Source organism: Mycoplasmoides pneumoniae FH (assembly GCF_001272835.1).
Taxonomy (GTDB): domain Bacteria; phylum Bacillota_I; class Bacilli_A; order Mycoplasmatales; family Mycoplasmoidaceae; genus Mycoplasmoides; species Mycoplasmoides pneumoniae.
On the sequence record NZ_CP010546.1, the window covers coordinates 627,185 to 645,278 of the forward strand.

The 18,094-nt window shown below is 37.2% G+C and carries 14 protein-coding genes and 3 tRNA genes; 7 read left to right on the top strand and 10 right to left on the bottom strand.

Features of this window, described 5'->3' with window-relative positions; genetic code table 4:
- Positions 1–3: 3 nt before the first annotated feature.
- The 6 genes from rpoB to ileS form a co-directional block, all read right to left on the bottom strand.
- Entirely contained in the window at positions 4–4,179 is a 4,176-nt protein-coding gene (gene rpoB, locus F539_RS02920; protein WP_053344062.1) for a DNA-directed RNA polymerase subunit beta, read from the bottom strand.
- 92 nt (positions 4,180–4,271) lie between these two features.
- On the bottom strand, positions 4,272–4,772 hold the full coding sequence (locus tag F539_RS02925) for an NAD(P)H-dependent oxidoreductase (RefSeq protein WP_010874873.1): 501 nt from the start codon (positions 4,770–4,772) through the stop codon (positions 4,272–4,274).
- Between the two features lie 234 nt (positions 4,773–5,006).
- On the bottom strand, positions 5,007–5,402 hold the full coding sequence (locus tag F539_RS02930) for a hypothetical protein (protein ID WP_017532898.1): 396 nt from the start codon (positions 5,400–5,402) through the stop codon (positions 5,007–5,009).
- A 467-nt stretch (positions 5,403–5,869) separates the two neighbouring features.
- Positions 5,870–6,916: an MPN518 family protein gene (locus F539_RS02935; protein ID WP_017532695.1), complete on the bottom strand. Its 1,047-nt coding sequence runs from the start codon at positions 6,914–6,916 to the stop codon at positions 5,870–5,872.
- A 2-nt stretch (positions 6,917–6,918) separates the two neighbouring features.
- Positions 6,919–7,737, bottom strand: coding sequence for an alpha/beta fold hydrolase (locus F539_RS02940; protein WP_014575017.1), 819 nt, complete (start codon positions 7,735–7,737; stop codon positions 6,919–6,921).
- Positions 7,738–7,739: 2 nt separating this feature from the next.
- Complete coding sequence (gene ileS, locus F539_RS02945) at positions 7,740–10,439, bottom strand: isoleucine--tRNA ligase (protein ID WP_014325579.1); 2,700 nt, start codon at positions 10,437–10,439, stop codon at positions 7,740–7,742.
- Positions 10,440–10,481: 42 nt separating this feature from the next.
- Between ileS and trmL the strand changes: the two genes are divergently transcribed.
- The 3 genes from trmL (at position 10,482) to F539_RS02960 (ending at position 11,710) form a co-directional block, all read left to right on the top strand.
- Positions 10,482–10,982 carry a tRNA (uridine(34)/cytosine(34)/5-carboxymethylaminomethyluridine(34)-2'-O)-methyltransferase TrmL gene (gene trmL / locus F539_RS02950; RefSeq protein WP_010874877.1) on the top strand — a complete coding sequence of 167 codons (501 nt, stop codon included), beginning with the start codon at positions 10,482–10,484 and terminating at the stop codon, positions 10,980–10,982.
- Positions 10,973–11,605 (top strand): tRNA (guanosine(46)-N7)-methyltransferase TrmB, encoded by a 633-nt coding sequence (trmB, locus tag F539_RS02955; protein WP_014325580.1) that lies wholly within the window; start codon positions 10,973–10,975, stop codon positions 11,603–11,605. Before trmL ends, trmB begins: the two co-directional genes overlap by 10 nt.
- A gap of 29 nt (positions 11,606–11,634) precedes the next feature.
- Positions 11,635–11,710, top strand: a tRNA-His gene (locus tag F539_RS02960).
- A 49-nt stretch (positions 11,711–11,759) separates the two neighbouring features.
- Here the strand turns inward: F539_RS02960 and F539_RS02965 are convergent.
- The 3 genes from F539_RS02965 to F539_RS02980 all read right to left on the bottom strand — a co-directional run bounded on the left by F539_RS02965 (position 11,760) and on the right by F539_RS02980 (position 13,752).
- Complete coding sequence (locus tag F539_RS02965) at positions 11,760–12,677, bottom strand: DUF6856 family protein (protein ID WP_014325581.1); 918 nt, start codon at positions 12,675–12,677, stop codon at positions 11,760–11,762.
- Between the two features lie 14 nt (positions 12,678–12,691).
- A tRNA-Leu gene (locus F539_RS02970) sits at positions 12,692–12,777 on the bottom strand.
- 489 nt (positions 12,778–13,266) lie between these two features.
- On the bottom strand, positions 13,267–13,752 hold the full coding sequence (locus tag F539_RS02980; RefSeq protein ID WP_014325582.1) for a DUF16 domain-containing protein: 486 nt from the start codon (positions 13,750–13,752) through the stop codon (positions 13,267–13,269).
- Positions 13,753–14,344: 592 nt separating this feature from the next.
- On the opposite strand from F539_RS02980, the gene F539_RS02985 reads away from it, so the two are divergent.
- The 3 genes from F539_RS02985 (at position 14,345) to F539_RS02995 (ending at position 16,694) form a co-directional block, all read left to right on the top strand.
- Positions 14,345–15,586, top strand: coding sequence for a replication initiation and membrane attachment family protein (locus F539_RS02985; protein ID WP_014325583.1), 1,242 nt, complete (start codon positions 14,345–14,347; stop codon positions 15,584–15,586).
- Positions 15,567–16,553: an MPN526 family protein gene (locus F539_RS02990; RefSeq protein WP_010874882.1), complete on the top strand. Its 987-nt coding sequence runs from the start codon at positions 15,567–15,569 to the stop codon at positions 16,551–16,553. Before F539_RS02985 ends, F539_RS02990 begins: the two co-directional genes overlap by 20 nt.
- Positions 16,554–16,612: 59 nt before the next feature.
- A tRNA-Leu gene (locus F539_RS02995) sits at positions 16,613–16,694 on the top strand.
- A 113-nt stretch (positions 16,695–16,807) separates the two neighbouring features.
- Here F539_RS02995 and F539_RS03000 read toward each other — a convergent pair.
- Positions 16,808–17,485 carry an MPN527 family putative ECF transporter permease subunit gene (locus F539_RS03000; RefSeq protein WP_014325584.1) on the bottom strand — a complete coding sequence of 226 codons (678 nt, stop codon included), beginning with the start codon at positions 17,483–17,485 and terminating at the stop codon, positions 16,808–16,810.
- Positions 17,486–17,539: 54 nt separating this feature from the next.
- Between F539_RS03000 and F539_RS03005 the strand changes: the two genes are divergently transcribed.
- Positions 17,540–18,094: an inorganic diphosphatase gene (locus F539_RS03005; RefSeq protein WP_014325585.1), complete on the top strand. Its 555-nt coding sequence runs from the start codon at positions 17,540–17,542 to the stop codon at positions 18,092–18,094.

The window sequence follows — 18,094 nt, forward strand, 5'->3', positions numbered from 1 at the left end:
TAATTAATAACCCTCCGTGTCAAATTCAAAGTCATTAAAGAGATCGTCCTGTTCTCCATCAGCTTGGAGAATTGAAACGTTGTTGGAATCTTGTTGGGTGTTGTCATCGTAAATAAAGGACACACTCAACGCTAACCCTTGTAGTTCCTTCGTTAACAGTTTAAACGATTCGGGGATACCTGGTTCGGGGAAGGCAGCGCCCTTAACGATCGCGGCATAGGCCTTATTCCGGCCCTGCACATCATCGGACTTAATGGTAAGTAATTCCTGAAGGTTGTAAGCAGCGCCGTAAGCTTCCAAGGCTCACACTTCCATTTCCCCAAAGCGTTGGCCCCCATTTTGTGATTTACCACCCAATGGTTGTTGGGTAATCTTGGAGTAAGGACCGACAGCGCGAGCATGGATCTTGTCATCAACCATGTGGTTTAACTTCATCATGTACATGATTCCCAAGGAAATTGGTTTTTCAAATGGTAAACCAGTGCGACCATCAATCAGCTTGAACTTCCCGTGCGTTTCCGCTGGTTTCAATCCTGCTTCATCCATGATGTCTTGCAAGTCTTGGAAGTTCACCCCTTGGAAGATCGGGGTCGCTACTTTAAAGTGGAGGTCATCAAAGCTCATGCCGATTTCCTTGAGCACTAAAGCAATGTCACCGTTATTGAGTTGGGCCAAGGCTGCCTGCTCGTCTTTAAGACCGCGGTTCGTAATTTGGGCTTTTAAACCAGTAATTAAGCGGTCAAGTTTGTACTGTGGCTGGTTAATTTCGGTTGAAAGTGCTTGAGCCTTCTTGTCATCAAAACAAGCACTAATTAACATTCGCTTGGCAAGGTTATGTGCTGCATAACCCAAGTGCATTTCAAAGATTTGGCCAATATTCATCCGACTCGGTACCCCCAGTGGGTTTAAGAGGATGTCGACTGGAGTACCATCTTCTAAGTGGGGCATGTCCGCTACTGGGACAACCTTAGAGATAACCCCTTTGTTACCATGGCGCCCTGCCAACTTATCTCCGATTTGGATCTTGCGTTTTTGCACCACATAGACCTTAATCATTTCGATGACACCATCATTAAGTTCATTACCGTTGGCAATGCTAAAACGCTTGACACAGGACACAATCCCATCACCACCATGAGGGAGCTTTAAGGAAGAGTCACGGACGTTTTGCACACTTTCAGGGAAAATGGCCTTAAACAGCTTTTCTTCAGGTGATACTTCAACCTGTCCCTTAGGGGATACCTTACCGACAAGGACATCACCTTCCTTAACTTCAGCACCGACCATGATAATGCCTTTTTCATCTAAGTAACGCTTGTTAGCATCACTAACGTTGGGGATATCACGGGTAATTTGTTCATCACCGTTTTTGGTCGATAAACACTGGGCTACGTATTCGTTAATCGTTAAGGAGGTTAGAACATCATCCTTCACTAAGCGCTCGGAAATCACTATCGCATCCTCATAGTTGTACCCGTTTCAGGTCGTAAAGGCGACAAGGACATTTTGCCCTAAAGACAGCTCACTCTTGTTAACTGCAGGACCATCAGCAATCACTTCGTCCTTAGTTACCCGTTGCCCCTTTTCTACTAAGGGAACGTGGTTGTAGCAGGTATTTTGGTTGGAACGTTCAAACTTAATTAGATCCAAAGTGTGCTGTTCACCACTGTCACTTTCAATCGTGATCTTACTGTTGTCTACATACTTTACCGTACCTGAGCAAGGTGCTAACATCGTCAAACCGGAGTCGCGAGCAATCTTGTACTCTTGACCTGTACCCACAACGGGAGCGTAAGGCTTAATTAAAGGATAGGCTTGGCGTTGCATGTTGGTACCCATCAATGCCCGCGCTGAGTCATCGTTTTCCAAGAAGGGAATTAAGGACGAACCGATGGACACTACCTGATGAGGGGCCACGTCGATGTAGTCAATCTTCGAGGGATCATACAACCCTTGCATCGAGCGGTAACGACCAATAATTTCCTTATCTAAGATCTTGTTGTTTTCGTCAATGTTGACCAACGAAGAGATTTCGGCAATAATGTGCTCGTCTTCCCTTAATGCCGTGAGGTATTCAACTTCATCGGTAATGACACCATTTTTAATCTTGCGGTAAGGCGCCATTAGGAATCCGTTTTCGTCAATCTTGGCAAAGGAAGCCAACGACATGATTAAACCAATGTTCATCCCTTCCGGTGTTTCAATTGGACAAATCCGACCATATTGGGAATAGTGCACATCCCGGATATCCAAGTTCGGGTCTTCGCGGGAGATACCCCCTGGACCCATGGCGGAAATCCGGCGCTTATTACTTAATTCTGAAAGTGGATTTTGGTGATCTAAGAACTGGGTCAACTGGTGAGTGTTGAAGAAGTCACGAATGACAATTTGAATAGGTTTGGAATTAATTAAGGATTTAATGGTCAATTCCTTCTTTTCCGCTTGTTCAATTACTTGACCCTCTTCGTTAATTTGTTGACCACGGTTCACTCCATCAGCAATCGTGAGCTTTTCCTTTAAGAAGCGCTCCATGCGGGTGATTCCACTTTCCAAACGGGAACTAATTAACTCGTTAATTAACTTGACGCGTTTGTTACCTAAGTGATCAATGTCATCGTACTTACCGATGGCCGAAGGGATGTTAATCACATAACTAATCGAGGCAATAAAGTCACTTAAAGTAATTGCCTTATTGAGATCGTTATCGTTGTGGATCCCCACCACTGGCACGGATACATCGAAGTTGTCGTTGTTCACATAAACATCAAGTGATTCATACAACAACGATTCAGGGGAAAGGTTAACAGCACTACCATCAGTGGTTAACTTAATCTTTTGGACAAAGTCAATTTGGTTGTTTTGGGCAGCTTGCTTAATCTTGTCGATTTCTTCTTTAACTAATAAGGTGCCCTTCTTTAATAAGAGTTCCCCGTTTTTTAAATGAAGGTCACAAGCAAGTGTTTTTTGGTAAATCCGCTCGGTAATTCTTAACTTACGTGATACCTTATAACGACCAGCAGCGGAGAGGTTATACCTTCTTTGACGGAAGAAACGTGAACACAGTAAAGCGTGGTAACTGTTTTCCGGACATTCATCGGTGTTTTCTAAACCACGTAGTGAAATGGACAATTCATGAACAATGTGTTTAGCAGCCCGTTCGGTGATGATTTTATCCATCAACTCATCCATGTCCGCTTCTAACTGACCTACTTTAGGGTCATTTGGTTTAGCTTCACTGAGCGCTTTGTGTTCCTTTTCTAAAAGGACATAGTCACTCACTAAGCTGCGGATCTTTTGGTCAGAGGCAATCCCCTTACGGCGGAGATCAGTTTTGCCATCGCGGAATTCCCTTAATAAGTTTTTAATTTCAGGGTCAACGTTGTTTAAGAAATCCTTAGCGTTGTAGACTTCCGCTTCTAAGGAACGGGTAATAAACTCGTTGTTTTTGAAAACTTTGAGGATTTCCTTGCCACTCATCCCAAAGGCTTTGAGCAAGGTGGTAATCGGGAAGATCTTTGCCCCTTCACGTACAGCATCCCGGAGCAAGATTTGCACAAAGGCATCTTCAATCTTCTTTTTATTGGAGATGTAGATCAGCATTACCGAACCGTTGGCTGGTAATACTTCACATACATAACCTTCTTGTACCCGTTTACGCGAACTAGACAATTTTAACTGGGACTTAGTGAGCATGTAGATCCCCGGTGAACGGGTAATTTGGGCAATCACAAACTTCTCAATCCCGTTGACAATAAAGACCCCATCGCGGGTAATCAATGGTAAGTTAGTTAAGAAAACGCCATCGACACTACTGGTGGCACTGTTCTTCTTGGATTTGCGCGGCTTTTTAATGGTTCCGGTAGCGGAATCAATTAATTCTAAGTCAGCGTAAATACCAATTTCATAGGTCTTGGACTCAGAGCGTGATTGGGCTTCATTACGTTCAGGAGCGGTACGACGCAAACCCTTAAAGTTGATCGTGTAACGATCATTAGGGGACTTAATTGGAAAATAAGCAGCAATCAGGTTTTCCAGATCGTGATCTAGAAAAGTTTGATAGCTCCTAATCTGAATATCAGCCAGATTAGGTTGCACAAAATCAGTGGCAATTTTGCCATAGTAACGGCGGGTAGCAGTGGGTGAGTATTTTTTCTGAAAGAAACTAGGTTTTTGTGACATTCGTGTACAAAAAAGGGCTAAAAATAACAGTAAAAAGCCACTAACAGCGACAAAAGGGCCGCATGCTAATGGGCTTTGTAAAGTTTGCTACATTATATCAATTTTTGTACGTCAGTGATAAATGGCTGAAAATCAAAGCCATCATGATAGCCATTTACTAACACGGCTCCCTTAACGTTGAGACCACTAAAACTAAAGAATTTAGTGAGTAGTTCCAGCACTGTCTTACCACCACTCTTAGCTGCAGGAGTGACACAGCAAATAATTCCATCAAGCTCCTTTAAAAACTGGTTTTTACCGTATTGGGTATCGCGGGTCATCCAGTCGATTGTGTTTTTAGCAAAGGCAGGGACAAAACCGTTGTGTTCTGGAGTGACAAAAATTAGCGTTTTGTGATCGTGTAGTTTGCGCACTAAACTCTTAATTTTTTCGGGAAAATGATCCTTTTCCAAATCTTCACAATAAAAATCCACTTGGTAGTCAACTAGTTCAATTAATTCAGCATTGAGTTGTTGTTCCAAAGCTTTAGCAAACTTCCGGTTAATTGAATTTTTGGAGTTAGCTAACAATAAGATTAACGGTTTGGTACTCATTTTTTTATCTTTGATCCTATTTATATAAAAGAAAATTGTTAATTAAAGCGGAGAAAACTTAATTTAATTTTTAGTTTTCTTTTTTGCAACCAATTTCGCTTTAGCAACCCACTCCTCATTACTTTTCCTTAATTCTTGAGCTTTTCTTTCTTTGATCAACTTAATAAGTTCATTGATTTTTGCTTGTGCTTTTTCCTTATAAAACTCATCAGTAGCTCTTCTAACAGCTTGCAGTTATTCTCTTTTATCGTGATCAAAGGTGGTATATCATTCTGAGTCCAACTCTAATAAAGCGTCTTTTTTAGCAGAAGCTAGTCGTTCTTTAGCTTCTTTGGCATTTCAATGATCTTCTGATGGTAGTTTGGTGTCCATTGAAGATTTAAGGTACTTTTTTAATTCTTTGAGATGCTTCTTATCTTCGTTCTCTGATCATTTTTTAATGCTTTTTAAATGCTTAATTAAATCTTTAGACTGATCGTCTTCTTTAAAGCTTCCTCCCTTTCTTAGACTTTTGAATAAACCTTCTATTCTATCCAATACCTCTTCTTTATGATCATCCTCTAAGTTTTCCTCTAAATTTTTCTTAAATAAGAATTGAAAACAATAAACATCTTTTTTTATTAGTTTCACAACTACCAAAACTTTCACAGCTAAATTTATCAGTGTCTCACTTTTTTAATTCTTCTTTCGTTTTTAATTCAATTTCTTGAATTCTTTTTTTTGTTTTGCTTGTTCTTCTTTAGCTGCACACCCTCGGAAAAACTTATTAATCTCATCTCTCTTTGAGTTTTCCATTTTTTTCAATATAAAACAAAAGAGCACTCCACTAATGTGAAACGCTCAATTGTTAGAGGCAAATACTTATACCTCTAAATCTTTTGAACAGATTTCTATTAATCTATATGCTTGAGAAAGATATGGATAGGGTCTCAAGAAAAGAACATCTGAATAATAAAGCTTTGAAGTTTTAAACTTCTTAAACCCTATATTCATTTTTTTCAGAAACTCTTTCCAAATTCTTTTCTTAACCACTTTATTTTTAGTGCTTCAGATATCACAAATAAAGCTAATACGCTTTCAAAGTTAATGCTTTTAGTTTACTTTTCAATAAAGAAACAAGACTCGTATTGCTTGATGTCACCTATTAGAGTATTAGTGCTTACGGTGGTTAAACCAACGTTTTGATCTTTATTGGCCTCTAATAAACAGATGCAATTATTGTCATAGTTGTAACCCTTCATTACTTCAACAATAAAATAGGCATCTTGTTTAATCACAATTGCATTAACTTGTAAAGTGCTAGCTTCTTGGGCAAACACTTGCAAGTTTTCAAAATACAGCAATAATTGTCCCGCAAAGTTAATAAAGGCTTGCTTTCAAATGGTATTGTTATCTATTTGTAAGTGGTGCTTAATACTCTCCAAGTTTTTGAGTAAATACTTGTGTGGTACGTTGAAGTGCACATCAATGTCTAAGTTATTTTCAGTATTAAAGCGTTCTTTGAAACTGGTAAAGCTCAGGTCAAAACTGTTACTGTTAGCCATAGAAGTGCCAAAAGCAAACTGTGAATTTAACTCGACAAAGAAAAGGTTATTCTTTGTTTTTTGCTTGCGCTTTTGGTGGTTCCAAGTATTAAAAAACTTCTTTTCAAAGTTTTTGCGGCAATAACGTTTGTACTGATAACCGTGCTTTTTAATGATTTTAACGATTTCATAAGAAAGCTTTGTTCGCTTATTTTCAAACGGAGAATTAACTAGTAAAACCACTAATTTCAGCCCGGAAAACTGTTTAACTGCTTCTAACAGCTTTTTAATTTCTGTTTCTGTTTGTTTGGTTTTTTCGACCAACATAAACACTGTTTCCGCTTCTTTATGTAACCTAATCGCTAAACCAAAACCACTTAATAAGTTATTGTCAAAACTTAAAAAGCGAAAGTGATCAAAGAAAACGTGTTGGTAAACTGTTTGACTCGCTGATGGTACTAATAAGTATTTAATCTGATTCGACTTAACTAGGTGATTGACAAAATCTAAGTATTCTAAAGCGGAAAGTAATCCCACTTTATTGGTGTTTTGAAAGCAATCGTAAGCTAAAAGTCTTTGCTCATTCACCAAGGTTTGCTCGTTAATGGTTGTTTGTGCCATACCTAGTAAATTTTACCTAGTTTATTATGCTTCAAAATATCGTGCATTGCTTTACAGAAACTTTCATGCTTGCTGTTAAACATTTGGTGTTGACTGTGTAAGATAACCCCTGATTGCAAGTTACCTTTCTTAATCAAAAAGCGGTTAAAGTAGTTTAAAGTAGCTTTTGTAGGCATAAAATCATCATGTTGAGCCAACAGTAAAAAGGCTGGTATGGTAATAGTTTTATAAGCACTGTTTAAGCGCGACAATTCCTTAAAGATCTGAAAGGTGAGTTTTTTGCACATAGCAGTATGCTTGTCTAACTCCATTTGTCACTGTCCATCGTTTTGTAAATCAGGAAACTTTGGTTGAAACATCCGCTTAAAGTAAGACAGCTTTTCGTCCTTCTTTTTAAAAGCCTTTTTAATCTTGTAGTAATTCAACAAGTTGGAATAAGACAGTGGCGCTAAGAGCACTAGTTTTTCCACTCGTTGTGGTTTTAAAAACTGCAATGCATAACTAGCCACTGCCCCACCCATGCTGTGTCCTATTAAAACAATGTTTTCTAAATCTTGCTTTTCAATTCAAGCTACCAATAAATGGGCATAGTGAATAGGTGACAATTCCTTGTCAGTAAAACCATGGTGGTTATGACCCGGTCACAAGGGTGCGTAATAGTCATAATCCACCAGCGTTTCAGAAAAGCTCTTAAAATAAGAATGGTGCACTGAAAAACCGTGCGCAAACACAATAGTTTGTTTAGCGGGTTTTTTAGCTGGTTGAAAAAATACTTCTAGTTGGCTAATATCAACAGTATTAATATTGACTTTGTCTCTCACAATTACCTTTTAAGAAAAGTAAAACACCTTGCACACAATTGGTGTCCTTTTTTAGGGTAAATTTGGGTTTGGAAGTTCCAACATCGTTCACACATGACTTGATCGGTGTGTTCAACCTTAATTTCGTTGGGGTCATTCGTTATATTTACCTGGTTTACGTTTAGCCAAACTGCTAAATGTTTTACAAGACGTTGATCAATTGCACTAGTAGAATCCACACCCAATGTCAATACAACCTGGTTGTTTTTAGTAATCACACCATTTTGACGTGCTTGTTCAATGGCTGCATAAGCCCGGTCTTTAATGGCGCTAAAGCTTTCGTGTAAGCGATCTAACCCTTTAACATTAGCAACTTTAAACATGGCTGGTCCTGCAAACAGGTTTACACTAACCGGCTTTTTAGGCAAAAGATAATTCTGTCAAGCATCTTCGGCAGTATGGGGAATAAAGATATTTAAGAAACCAATTAACTGGGTAAAGATATAGTTCAATACTGCCTGCTTAGCCAACCGATTAGGATTAGTTTTAGCATCACAATAAAGTGTGTCCTTAATAATTTCAAAATACCAACCCGATAACCACAACACAAACTTATTAATGGCCTTTAAGCAATTTAAAAAGTTGTATTGCTTTAACCACTGGTGCAATTCTTGTACCAATGCATTAGTTTTATGGATTACGATTTTGTCCTCTAGAGCAAAACGATAATCCTTCATCTCACCAAAGTTAAAGTGGTTGAGGTTACCCAATATAAAGCGCAATAAGCTGTTGCGAATGCGGCGGTATTGCTCGACAATTTGCTTGATAATGTTGTCACCTATGCGGTTGTCCACTTGTCAATCAACATTAGTTACCCATAAACGCAGAATGTCTGCGCCATACTGATCACACAACTTTAAAGGGTCGACCACATTACCGAGTGACTTGGACATCTTATTACCATGTTCATCCAAGGTAAAACCATGGGAAATCAAACTCTTGAAGGGTAATTGGTCAGTTTGGATAATACCGCAACTGGCGGATGAGTTAAACCAACCGCGGTATTGGTCACTACCCTCCAAATAAAGATCAGCGGGAAAGTTCAGTTTATTACTAATTAAAACGTTGTAAGTTGAACCAGAGTCAAACCATACTTCCAAGGTATCAGTTTCCTTTTTATATTCAACTCCTGGCTGTATTTTCTTTGGGTTTAAAAAAAAATTAATATCCTTTTCAAACCAACTGTCAATCCCGTACTTTTTGAGCTGTTGAATGGTGTATTTAATGGTAGTCACATCCAGTAAGGGTTGGTTATCTGCATAAATTAAGGGAATCGGCAAGCCTCATACTCGTTGTCTGGAAATACACCATTCAGCACGTTGCAACAGCATTTCTTGTAGGCGCTCTTTATTCTTGTTATTAACAAACTTAACCCTTTTAATTTGACGCTTTAGCTTACTTTGAATTGATTTAGTTTTAATGAAGAGCTGTTTGGAGGCACGGTAAATCACCGGAGTCTTACTGCGTCAATCGTGGGGTTCGCGGTGCAAAAAGCTTTCACTAAAGACAAAGTTATGGTGTTGCTTTAAGCGTTCAATAATCACATCATTAGCCTTTAGATAAAACAAACCCGTTAAAACTGGATCGTTCAACGTATCATTAAAAACTCCTTTTTCATCAAGTGAAACTAGCGCTTCATTTAACTTGTTTTGCTTGCACAAATAAAAGTCATCCAAACCATAAGCTGGTGAAGTATGCACGAGTCCTGTACCCTCATTACATAAAACGTGATTACCCAACAACACCGGGTTCACTTTGTCATAAAGACAGTGTTTATAAGTAGTGTTTTGTAATTGGCTACCACTAATGGTTTGTACTTGTATAGCATCAGTTCAACCAAACTTAGTCTTAAGCGATTCAAATAAACTGGCCAACACCACGTACTGCTCGTTATTATAAGTAAACAGCAGGTATTCAAACTGGGGGTGAACGGCAATTGCTTGGTTAGTAGGCAGCGTTCAAGGAGTAGTGGTTCACACTAAGAGTTTAGTACCTGAATTTAATACTGCACTCTGCACTACTGTAAAAGTAAGGTAAAGTCCAATTGTTTTTACTTCTTTGTATTCAATTTCGGCCTCAGCCAGAGAAGTGCGTGATACAGGCGATCAGTAAGTTGGTTTTAACGCTTGGAAGATTAAATCCTTTTTCACTGCTTGTAAAAACAGGTCTAGCTCATTTTGTTGAAAGCTTTCATCAATTGTTTTGTAATACTTACTAAAGTCATTCAACAGACCTAAGCGTTGAAACTGGGCTTTTTGAATGGCAATTTGTGACAGGGCAAATTGCTTGCATAAATCGCGCTTTTCACTCAATGATAAGCTCGCATAGTGTTGCGGATCTTTTTTGCTCACCGCATGCTCTATGGGCAAACCATGGCAATCCCAACCAGGAATAAACACTGTACCAAAGCCTTGTAAGTTTCAACTACGGAGCACAAAGTCCTTCAAAATTTTGTTTAAAGCATGGCCAACATGGATATTGCCATTAGCATAAGGCGGACCGTCGTGTAGGATTTTTTGTGGTTTATCTTTGTTTTGGCGGTGCAGTTTTTGGTAAATCCGTTTACTTTGTCAAAAAGCTTGAAACTGCTGTTCCTTAGTGGTTAATTTGCCCTGCATTTCAAATGCAGTTTGGGGCATTAACAGTGTCTTTTTTAAGTTCATTAAGCATAGTAATTTTATTAATATTTAACTAACTTCTATCTGATGTATAAATCAGCGATTAATATCGTCTTATTTTGCCCAGAAATTCCTAATAACACTGGGAACATTGTTCGGAGCTGTACCGCTTTTAAAGCTAACTTGCATCTGATTAAGCCCTATGGCTTTTTTCTCAATGATAAGCGGATGGTGCGTGCTGGGTTAAATTGTTGGGATAAGGTGCAAATGTTTGAACACAAATCCTGGGAACACTTCATTGAAACAACACCACCAAATAAAGCAATTTGGTTGTTGACAAAGAGTGGTACTACTACCCCAGACCAAATTAACATGCAAACAGATAACAGGGAACAACTGTACTTTGTTTTTGGTCAAGAAACCAAGGGATTACCGCAAACACTCATGGAACAATACTCGCAGAACCAGGTACGGATTCCAATTTGAAACCCTGTAAGAAGCATTAACTTGTCCAATACAGTAGCTTGTGTACTGTATGAGTATGCTAAACAAAATCATTACTTTAATTTAGATAAACAGTGCGCTTAAGAAAAGTTAAAGATGCTCTTGTAAGGGTACAAGACAGCCCTTACTTTAGTAACCCAGAACAACTGTCAACTATTGAAAGTGAATCGCTCTTCGTGGAAATAGGTTGTGGTAAAAGTTGGTTTTTAAGCCAGCAAGCACAGCAAAACCCAAAGTGTTTTTTTGTGGGAATCGAGCGTGAACCCACGATTGTTTTAAAGGCAATTAATAAGGTAAACCGCTTAGAGGTTAAACCACGTAATTTATTAATAACGTGTTTGGATGCCAACCAGCTAACAGAGTACTTAAAACCACAATCGATTAGCAAAATCTTCATTAACTTCCCCGATCCTTGACCAAAAAAGCGTCACACGTTGAGGCGACTAACTGCTCCACATTTCCTCAAGCAGTTTCACCAACTTTTAAAAAAGCAAGGTTTAATAGAATTCAAAACGGACAACGATCAGTTGTTTGAATTTACCTTAGAAGTCTTGCAGAAAACAGTAGCTCACTTTAAGATAATTGAGCAAACGACAGATCTGCACAATTCACCTTTGGCTAGTACCAATATTATGACCGAATACGAACAGCGCTTTGTTAGTTTAGGGGTTAAGATTAAAAAGCTAACGCTTGAAAAACTAAATTAGTAAAAATTAGAATAATTACTGCCTTAATGGCGATTGTGGCGAAGTGGTTAACGCACCTGATTGTGGATCAGGCATTCGTGGGTTCAATTCCCATCAGTCGCCCCATTAAACATACAAGCAGCAGATTAAACTGCTGCTTTTTTTATTTAGATAACTAGTTTAAGGGTGTGTAAACACTATCCAAGAAATTGAGAAAGTTAATGCTTACCTGCACGGCATGGCGTTTAACGCCAAATGATCCAGCTGAATAGGATTTTTTAGCGGCGGCTGCAGCAGAAGCTGCTGGAGTTGTTGAACCGTTATTTCCACTGTCCTGATTTGGTTGGTTTGAACCTGGTGCATTACTGCCGTTACTGTTATCAGGATTATAGAAATGCGCACTAATTTGATCTAAATTGTTTTTGCGAAAAGCAATCACAATTGCTTTAGTTACATCAGTGCCAACCGTTTGGGCATGAACATTGGACTGGTTAATAAGATTATTGACACTACCGCTGTAAACTGTTTGAATAAAAGTCACAATTTCGCGGTATTGAATGGCAGATTCGTCGTTTCTTCTTAATTTGTCGGAATTGTCCTTATCAGTTTGCTTAGCTAATTCGTTATCACTAGCGATAACTGGATAACGTGCAAACGGATTCCACTTAACAGGGTTAGGATCAATGTCATTCCAAATTAAAAACTTAACTCCTTTAGGGTAAGTTGAATAACGGTTTTGAACCTGCTTAACGGTAGTACCTAGATCACCAGCTCAATTTTCGGTACTAACAGCTTGATTGTTTGAACCATTTAGAAAGTTAATTTGAGAACTGTCAGTTTCAGTGGTTACTACAAGAACGTAGTTACCATCATTGTATTCCGCTGTTCCAAAAACTAAGTTTCTAACCGTTTTATTTTCTTTAGGTAGCTTACTGTAATCAACTTTGTTTTCTACGCTTTGCTGTGAAAGAGTGCGAAAAACATTTGGTTTATCAATATTGCTACAGGAACTCAAAACAATTCCTGAACCTAACAAGAGTAAGGTTGAAAAAGATACTTTCTTTTTAGAAATTGAACTAAACCACTTCTTCATTCAAATACTAGTATTGGTGTCGGAGACCAGACTTGAACTGGCACAGTCTTGCGACCACAAGCCCCTCAAGCTTGCGTGTCTACCATTCCACCACTCCGACGCTGGCGTCTTATAAATTATTAATAGATTTTAAAAATCCATAAACTCTTGATAAGGAAATTTTGCATTTTCTCAACTTTGTGCTTTGTAAATTAATCTATAAAACACAATCTTTTCATCACTTTGACGCTTTTTAAAACCCAACTCAATTTATTTAGTGGGGGCAGGAAAACGAAAATTTTGTGTTGAAGGCCTGATTTTCTGTTCCCAAAAAATGCGTATTTTATTTTTTCATTGTTTTCTAAATTACTTATCGTAAAGGCTTTCAGCACAATTGATGTATCTCTTTTTTTAAAAGAATAAAGGTCATATATTCCTTTCATTCAAATCACTAAAAGTTACAACTTGCTGTTAATTTCAAAATTGTCAAAAAGCCGTCTGTTTTTTTCACCTTGGGCAGATGGTTTTTTTATTTGTGTGAATTAAATAAAAATACCAACAGCACCACATCTTTAGGTTTCACTGTTGGTTTTTTATTTCTGAGCCTTGATTATTTGGACTCAAGTTTGTCTATTCTTTTTTCCATTTTGTCCATTTTTACTTCCATCTTGTCCATTCTATTTTCTATTTTGTCTATTTTTCCTTCCATCTTGTCCATTTTTACTTCCATATTGTCCAAGCGATCGCTCATCTTTTGCAGCGTTTGCAAGATTAGCTTTAAGGTTTCGCCCTGAGCTTTTTGCTCGATTTGAAGTTCTTTAATTTGCTCACCCTGGATTCTTATTTGCTCACCTTGGGCCGCCAAAGTGGTTTCAATCTTTATGAGTCGCTGATTGTTAGAATCTTTATATTCCTGAAATTGTTCTTGGGTAACGTATTTAACTTTCACAGGTGGTTTAAGTTTATATTTTCGCAATTCATAAGTTCAAACTCCAACTGTGCCATCACCGTACTCTTCTTTTTCACCATCAAAGTGTTCTTTTCCAATTTTACGGATTAAGGCTTTGTATTCCTTTTCGGAAATTTTTTCTTTCATTAAGTAATACCTCCTTTCTTTTTACAGAGGTTGAGAAAACTACTACTTGCAGCAGTGCTGCCAACTAAGTTCAGCTGTTTTGCTGATTTAATCAATTTGTTTATTAAAGGCATTTTTTGTCCTCCACTAAATAAATTGAGTAGGTTATTTAGAAGTGTCAAGAAAACAACAAATTTTGAAATAGACTAAATACCTTTGCTAATTCTTAACAGTAAGAGAAAAGAAGCCTTGTTTAGTTACTAGCTATCTATTGCCATTAGGACAACAGAAACAGTTTGCTTGCATTTAAAGGATTTAAATCTCTAATAAATTACTTATCAATGACACTGAAAAACATAGCTTTTTTGTTTTTATTACCCTTACTTTTTCCAAAAATTCCACCTTTTTTCTACCTCAATTTTCAAACCATCTGAAAAATAAAAAGTTATTAACAAAATGTTGATAAAGACCTAATTTAGTGCATTTTTGTGCCTTTTTAGTGTTAATAACTTGTTTAAAACTGCTTCTAAGTTCTTTTTGGTAACTATCAGACTAAGCCAGATTAGCAAAAAATGTTTACGAGCCTTATACTGATTAGCGTCTTTGCAGTTTTATGCAGCCGAACTATTACCGTGTCATCAAGAAAGCAACCTCATTTTCAGGGTTAGATATGATCTCTCATGCCTATGGTCAGATTGCTGGCGTTGAAGTTGTGGGTTTTTATTTATGACTAATTACTGAAGCCAATGCTCAAGCCTTTAACAGTGAAATTAGAACGCCTATTTCACGTCTACAAAACGCTTTCAATACTACTGGTACCAAAAACGTTAATGTACCTGATTGAATCTATAAAACCATTGGTAAATTAGAAAGCTTAGGTTTGGTGCGTACCTTCTTTTCACAGGAAAAATCAGAAATGACTTTTTGAATAGTCGAACCATTAGGTTGAAAAGAGTTTAACCAAAAGAAGCACTTTAAAGAAAAGCTAATTGAATCAATGGGAAAACTGGAATATGACCGCAGCTGCCTTTCCTTTGAACAAATCGATAACATTCAGTTTGACAACGCACTGGAAATTACCGCTAACTTTGAAGCTAACTTTACCAGTAAGCAAGATTGTCTTAGCTTTAGTTTTGACTTTGAAGCTTTTCATAAACAATTAGTTAAACAAAATCTCTTTGTTAGTTTTAACCAGAAAACTAAGGCTGTTATTAATGGTTACTTTGAAAAATACCAAATAACACTAGAAGGCATATTGGAATGTGTTATCCCTAGTGTAGTTAATGATGAAGTTGACTTGGAACTGCTACAAAAATTACTAGAGCAGCTAGTTAAAAACAACACAGCTCCAATTGTTGATACTGTAATAAATGACCGCAACTTCTTTTATGATAATCAGAATTTAGCCACAGAAACAAAAGATGCAATTTCCCGTTGTCATTTGGAATACAACGCGGAAAAATACCTATTTCTCTTGTACGGTAAAGTAGAAAACGAGCAGTTAGATCTAATTCGCCGCTTAAGACAAGAGTTTGGAATAGCTGATAAGGTAATTAATCTAATAGTAGACTTCTCCTTTTGGAAAAACAACAGCATGTGACGCGAACAATACATCTTAAAGATTGCTGAATCAGTAGAGCGTTACCGTAGTCATAATAATTACCAAGCCACCCTTGATAACTTTATCCGTGCTTCTAGTTTAGCCAAAAAGCAACGTACCAAAACTAAGATAGAAAAATCCGAGCCTGAAACTAGTGCTGCACCAGTAAATGAAACTGATGACGTCAATTACTTTTTAAACCGTATTAAAGCAATCAACAAGAAGAACAGGGAAAATGGAAAACACAAACGCTAAAACTCAACCAGCAATAAATGAGTTAGATAAGACTACAGTTCAAGACACAATTAAGAATTACGAACAACAACTTCAAAAAGAGCTTAATGAAGAACAACTAAAAGCTTTTAAAAAGCGCTTTAAGTATTTGAAGCTAACTAAAAGAGAAGTGATTGAAAAGGAAAGCAGGGAACTTTTATTGCAAGCATTTAGAGACTTTGAAAATTGTGAAAAGATAAAAGGCAATCATTGTCCTAATAAAGGCAATGCTCACCTCAACATCTTTCGCGAGCCACCTTTTTGAACTAAAAGTAATAAAAAAGTACTGGGTAAGTTAATTGGTATAAAAATGTCCTGCGCTAAATCTATTGATAAGGAGGATATCTTTAAATTGCGCTATAGTAATTTCATCATCTATAAGCCTAACTGATTTAAATACGCTGACGAATTTCCACAAATTAACCAATTACCCATTAACAAATTTCAAGAAGAATCTTTCGAAGAAATAAGAAATGATCTCAGTGAGCTTTATGAAAATGAAAAAAATCACAAGGAAAACATAAGTTTCTTTAACTTACAAAAAGTTAATTTCAATCACGAGGGCGCTAAATTACTACTTTGTGATTTTGTCGAAAGAGGAGTTAAAACTGCGTTGCTTTATTGTGAAGAATTTGTCAGTCGTTTTGACCGTGCATACTGAAAAGTAGATGATTATTTAGATTTAATCAATGAAGCTAATGTCATCATATTTGTCAGTCTTGGTGAAGAGAGTTTTGTTTCCAAAAACTACATTCTCTTCTTAACCAGATTATTCGACATCATTAATTCAAAACGCAAAGATGTTTATTTCTTTAGCACCGAATACAATGAGAAAAATGGTCTCATTCAAGCATTTCAAAAAAGCATTCACTTTAAAGCTAAATGAGTAAATTCCTTTTTTGAACAACTCAATTATTTTTTTGAAATGAAAAGAGAAGAAATTAAATAAAAAGCGTACTAATTTATTTAGTAACGCAAAATTATTTAAAATTAATCGTAATTATTTCCCCTGGAGTGGCGGAATGGTAGACGCGGTGGACTCAAAACCCACTAGGAAACTGTAGGAGTTCAAGTCTCCTCTCCAGGACCATAATTAAATACTTAAATTTACACTACGAAATGACAACCTCAACGACCGTTGGGGTTGTTTTTTTATTTATTAAAGGTAGTTTAAGTAACGAACAAGATTCCTGCTACTAATAATTAATAGACAATCTGCGCTTTCTTTCAGTAAAACTTTTGGAAAGCACGCATCACTGGAACACCAATTAAACTCACTAGTGTGAATTTAATCACATTAAAGAGTGAGTATAAAGCAAAGATGCCAACCCAATAATTAGGTACGCCAAATAAAAAGAAGTGAAAATATGGTGTTTTGTTATATATCTTGGCCACTTCGACAAAGTTAGCAGTCGGCACATAGCCAAACCAATACCAGTATAAAGGGGTAATTAACAAACCGTTGAGCGTTGTTAACAGCAAAGTGTTAGATAGAGTAGCCAAACTAAATACCCATAACCAACGAAGTTTAATTTGAGCAAAAATGTGAAAGTACAACCGTGTAAAACTCACGATAGCAAAGTTAGCAATGGTTAGGGTTAAAATACCAATCCAGTTATTACCATCCCAAATAAAGCTACAAAGTGACAGCGCAACGGTAATAACTAAGGCTCAAGAATAAGAAACAAAAAAAGCACAAGCAATTAAAAAGACTGATGAAATGTCAATCGTTAATTTAAGTGCTGACAAAAACGGAATACTGATAAAGTGACTAACAAACGAAGCAATTAGTGCAAGCGCTAGCATCATGGCACTAAAACTAAGGTTAAACAGTTGGTGTTGTTCTTTTTTTGGCCAAAAAGCTATTCTTGCACCATTCATTATTTAGTAAAGCCTACTAGCTAGAAAAGTAGTTAAATAATAATATTTATTAATATGGACAAATTTTTAATCGATGTTACTGTAGAAATTCCTAAGAGCAGTAAGATCAAGTATGAATACGACCGCAAGACTAGTCAAATCCGTGTCGACAGGATTCTCTTTGGTAGTGAATCTTATCCACAAAACTATGGTTTTATCGCTAACACCTTAGACTGGGATGGTGATGAATTGGACTGTTTTATCTTCGCTGACCAAGCCTTTCTACCAGGTGTAGTAGTACCTACTAGAATTGTAGGAGCTTTAGAAATGGTAGATGACGGTGAATTGGATACCAAACTTTTAGGGGTCATTGATTGTGATCCGCGTTACAAAGAGATTAACTCCGTCAATGATTTACCAAAACACCGCGTTGATGAAATTATTGGTTTTTTCAAAACTTACAAATTACTACAAAAGAAAGAAGTAATTATTAAGGGAGTGCAAAGTTTGGAGTGGGCTAAGAAAGAATACCAAGTGTGTGTTGATTTAATGAAGCAATATGGTAAGTTGCCTAAGGATGAGTTTATCGCTAAAATGCAAAAACTCCATCCTGAACACTACCAAAAATAG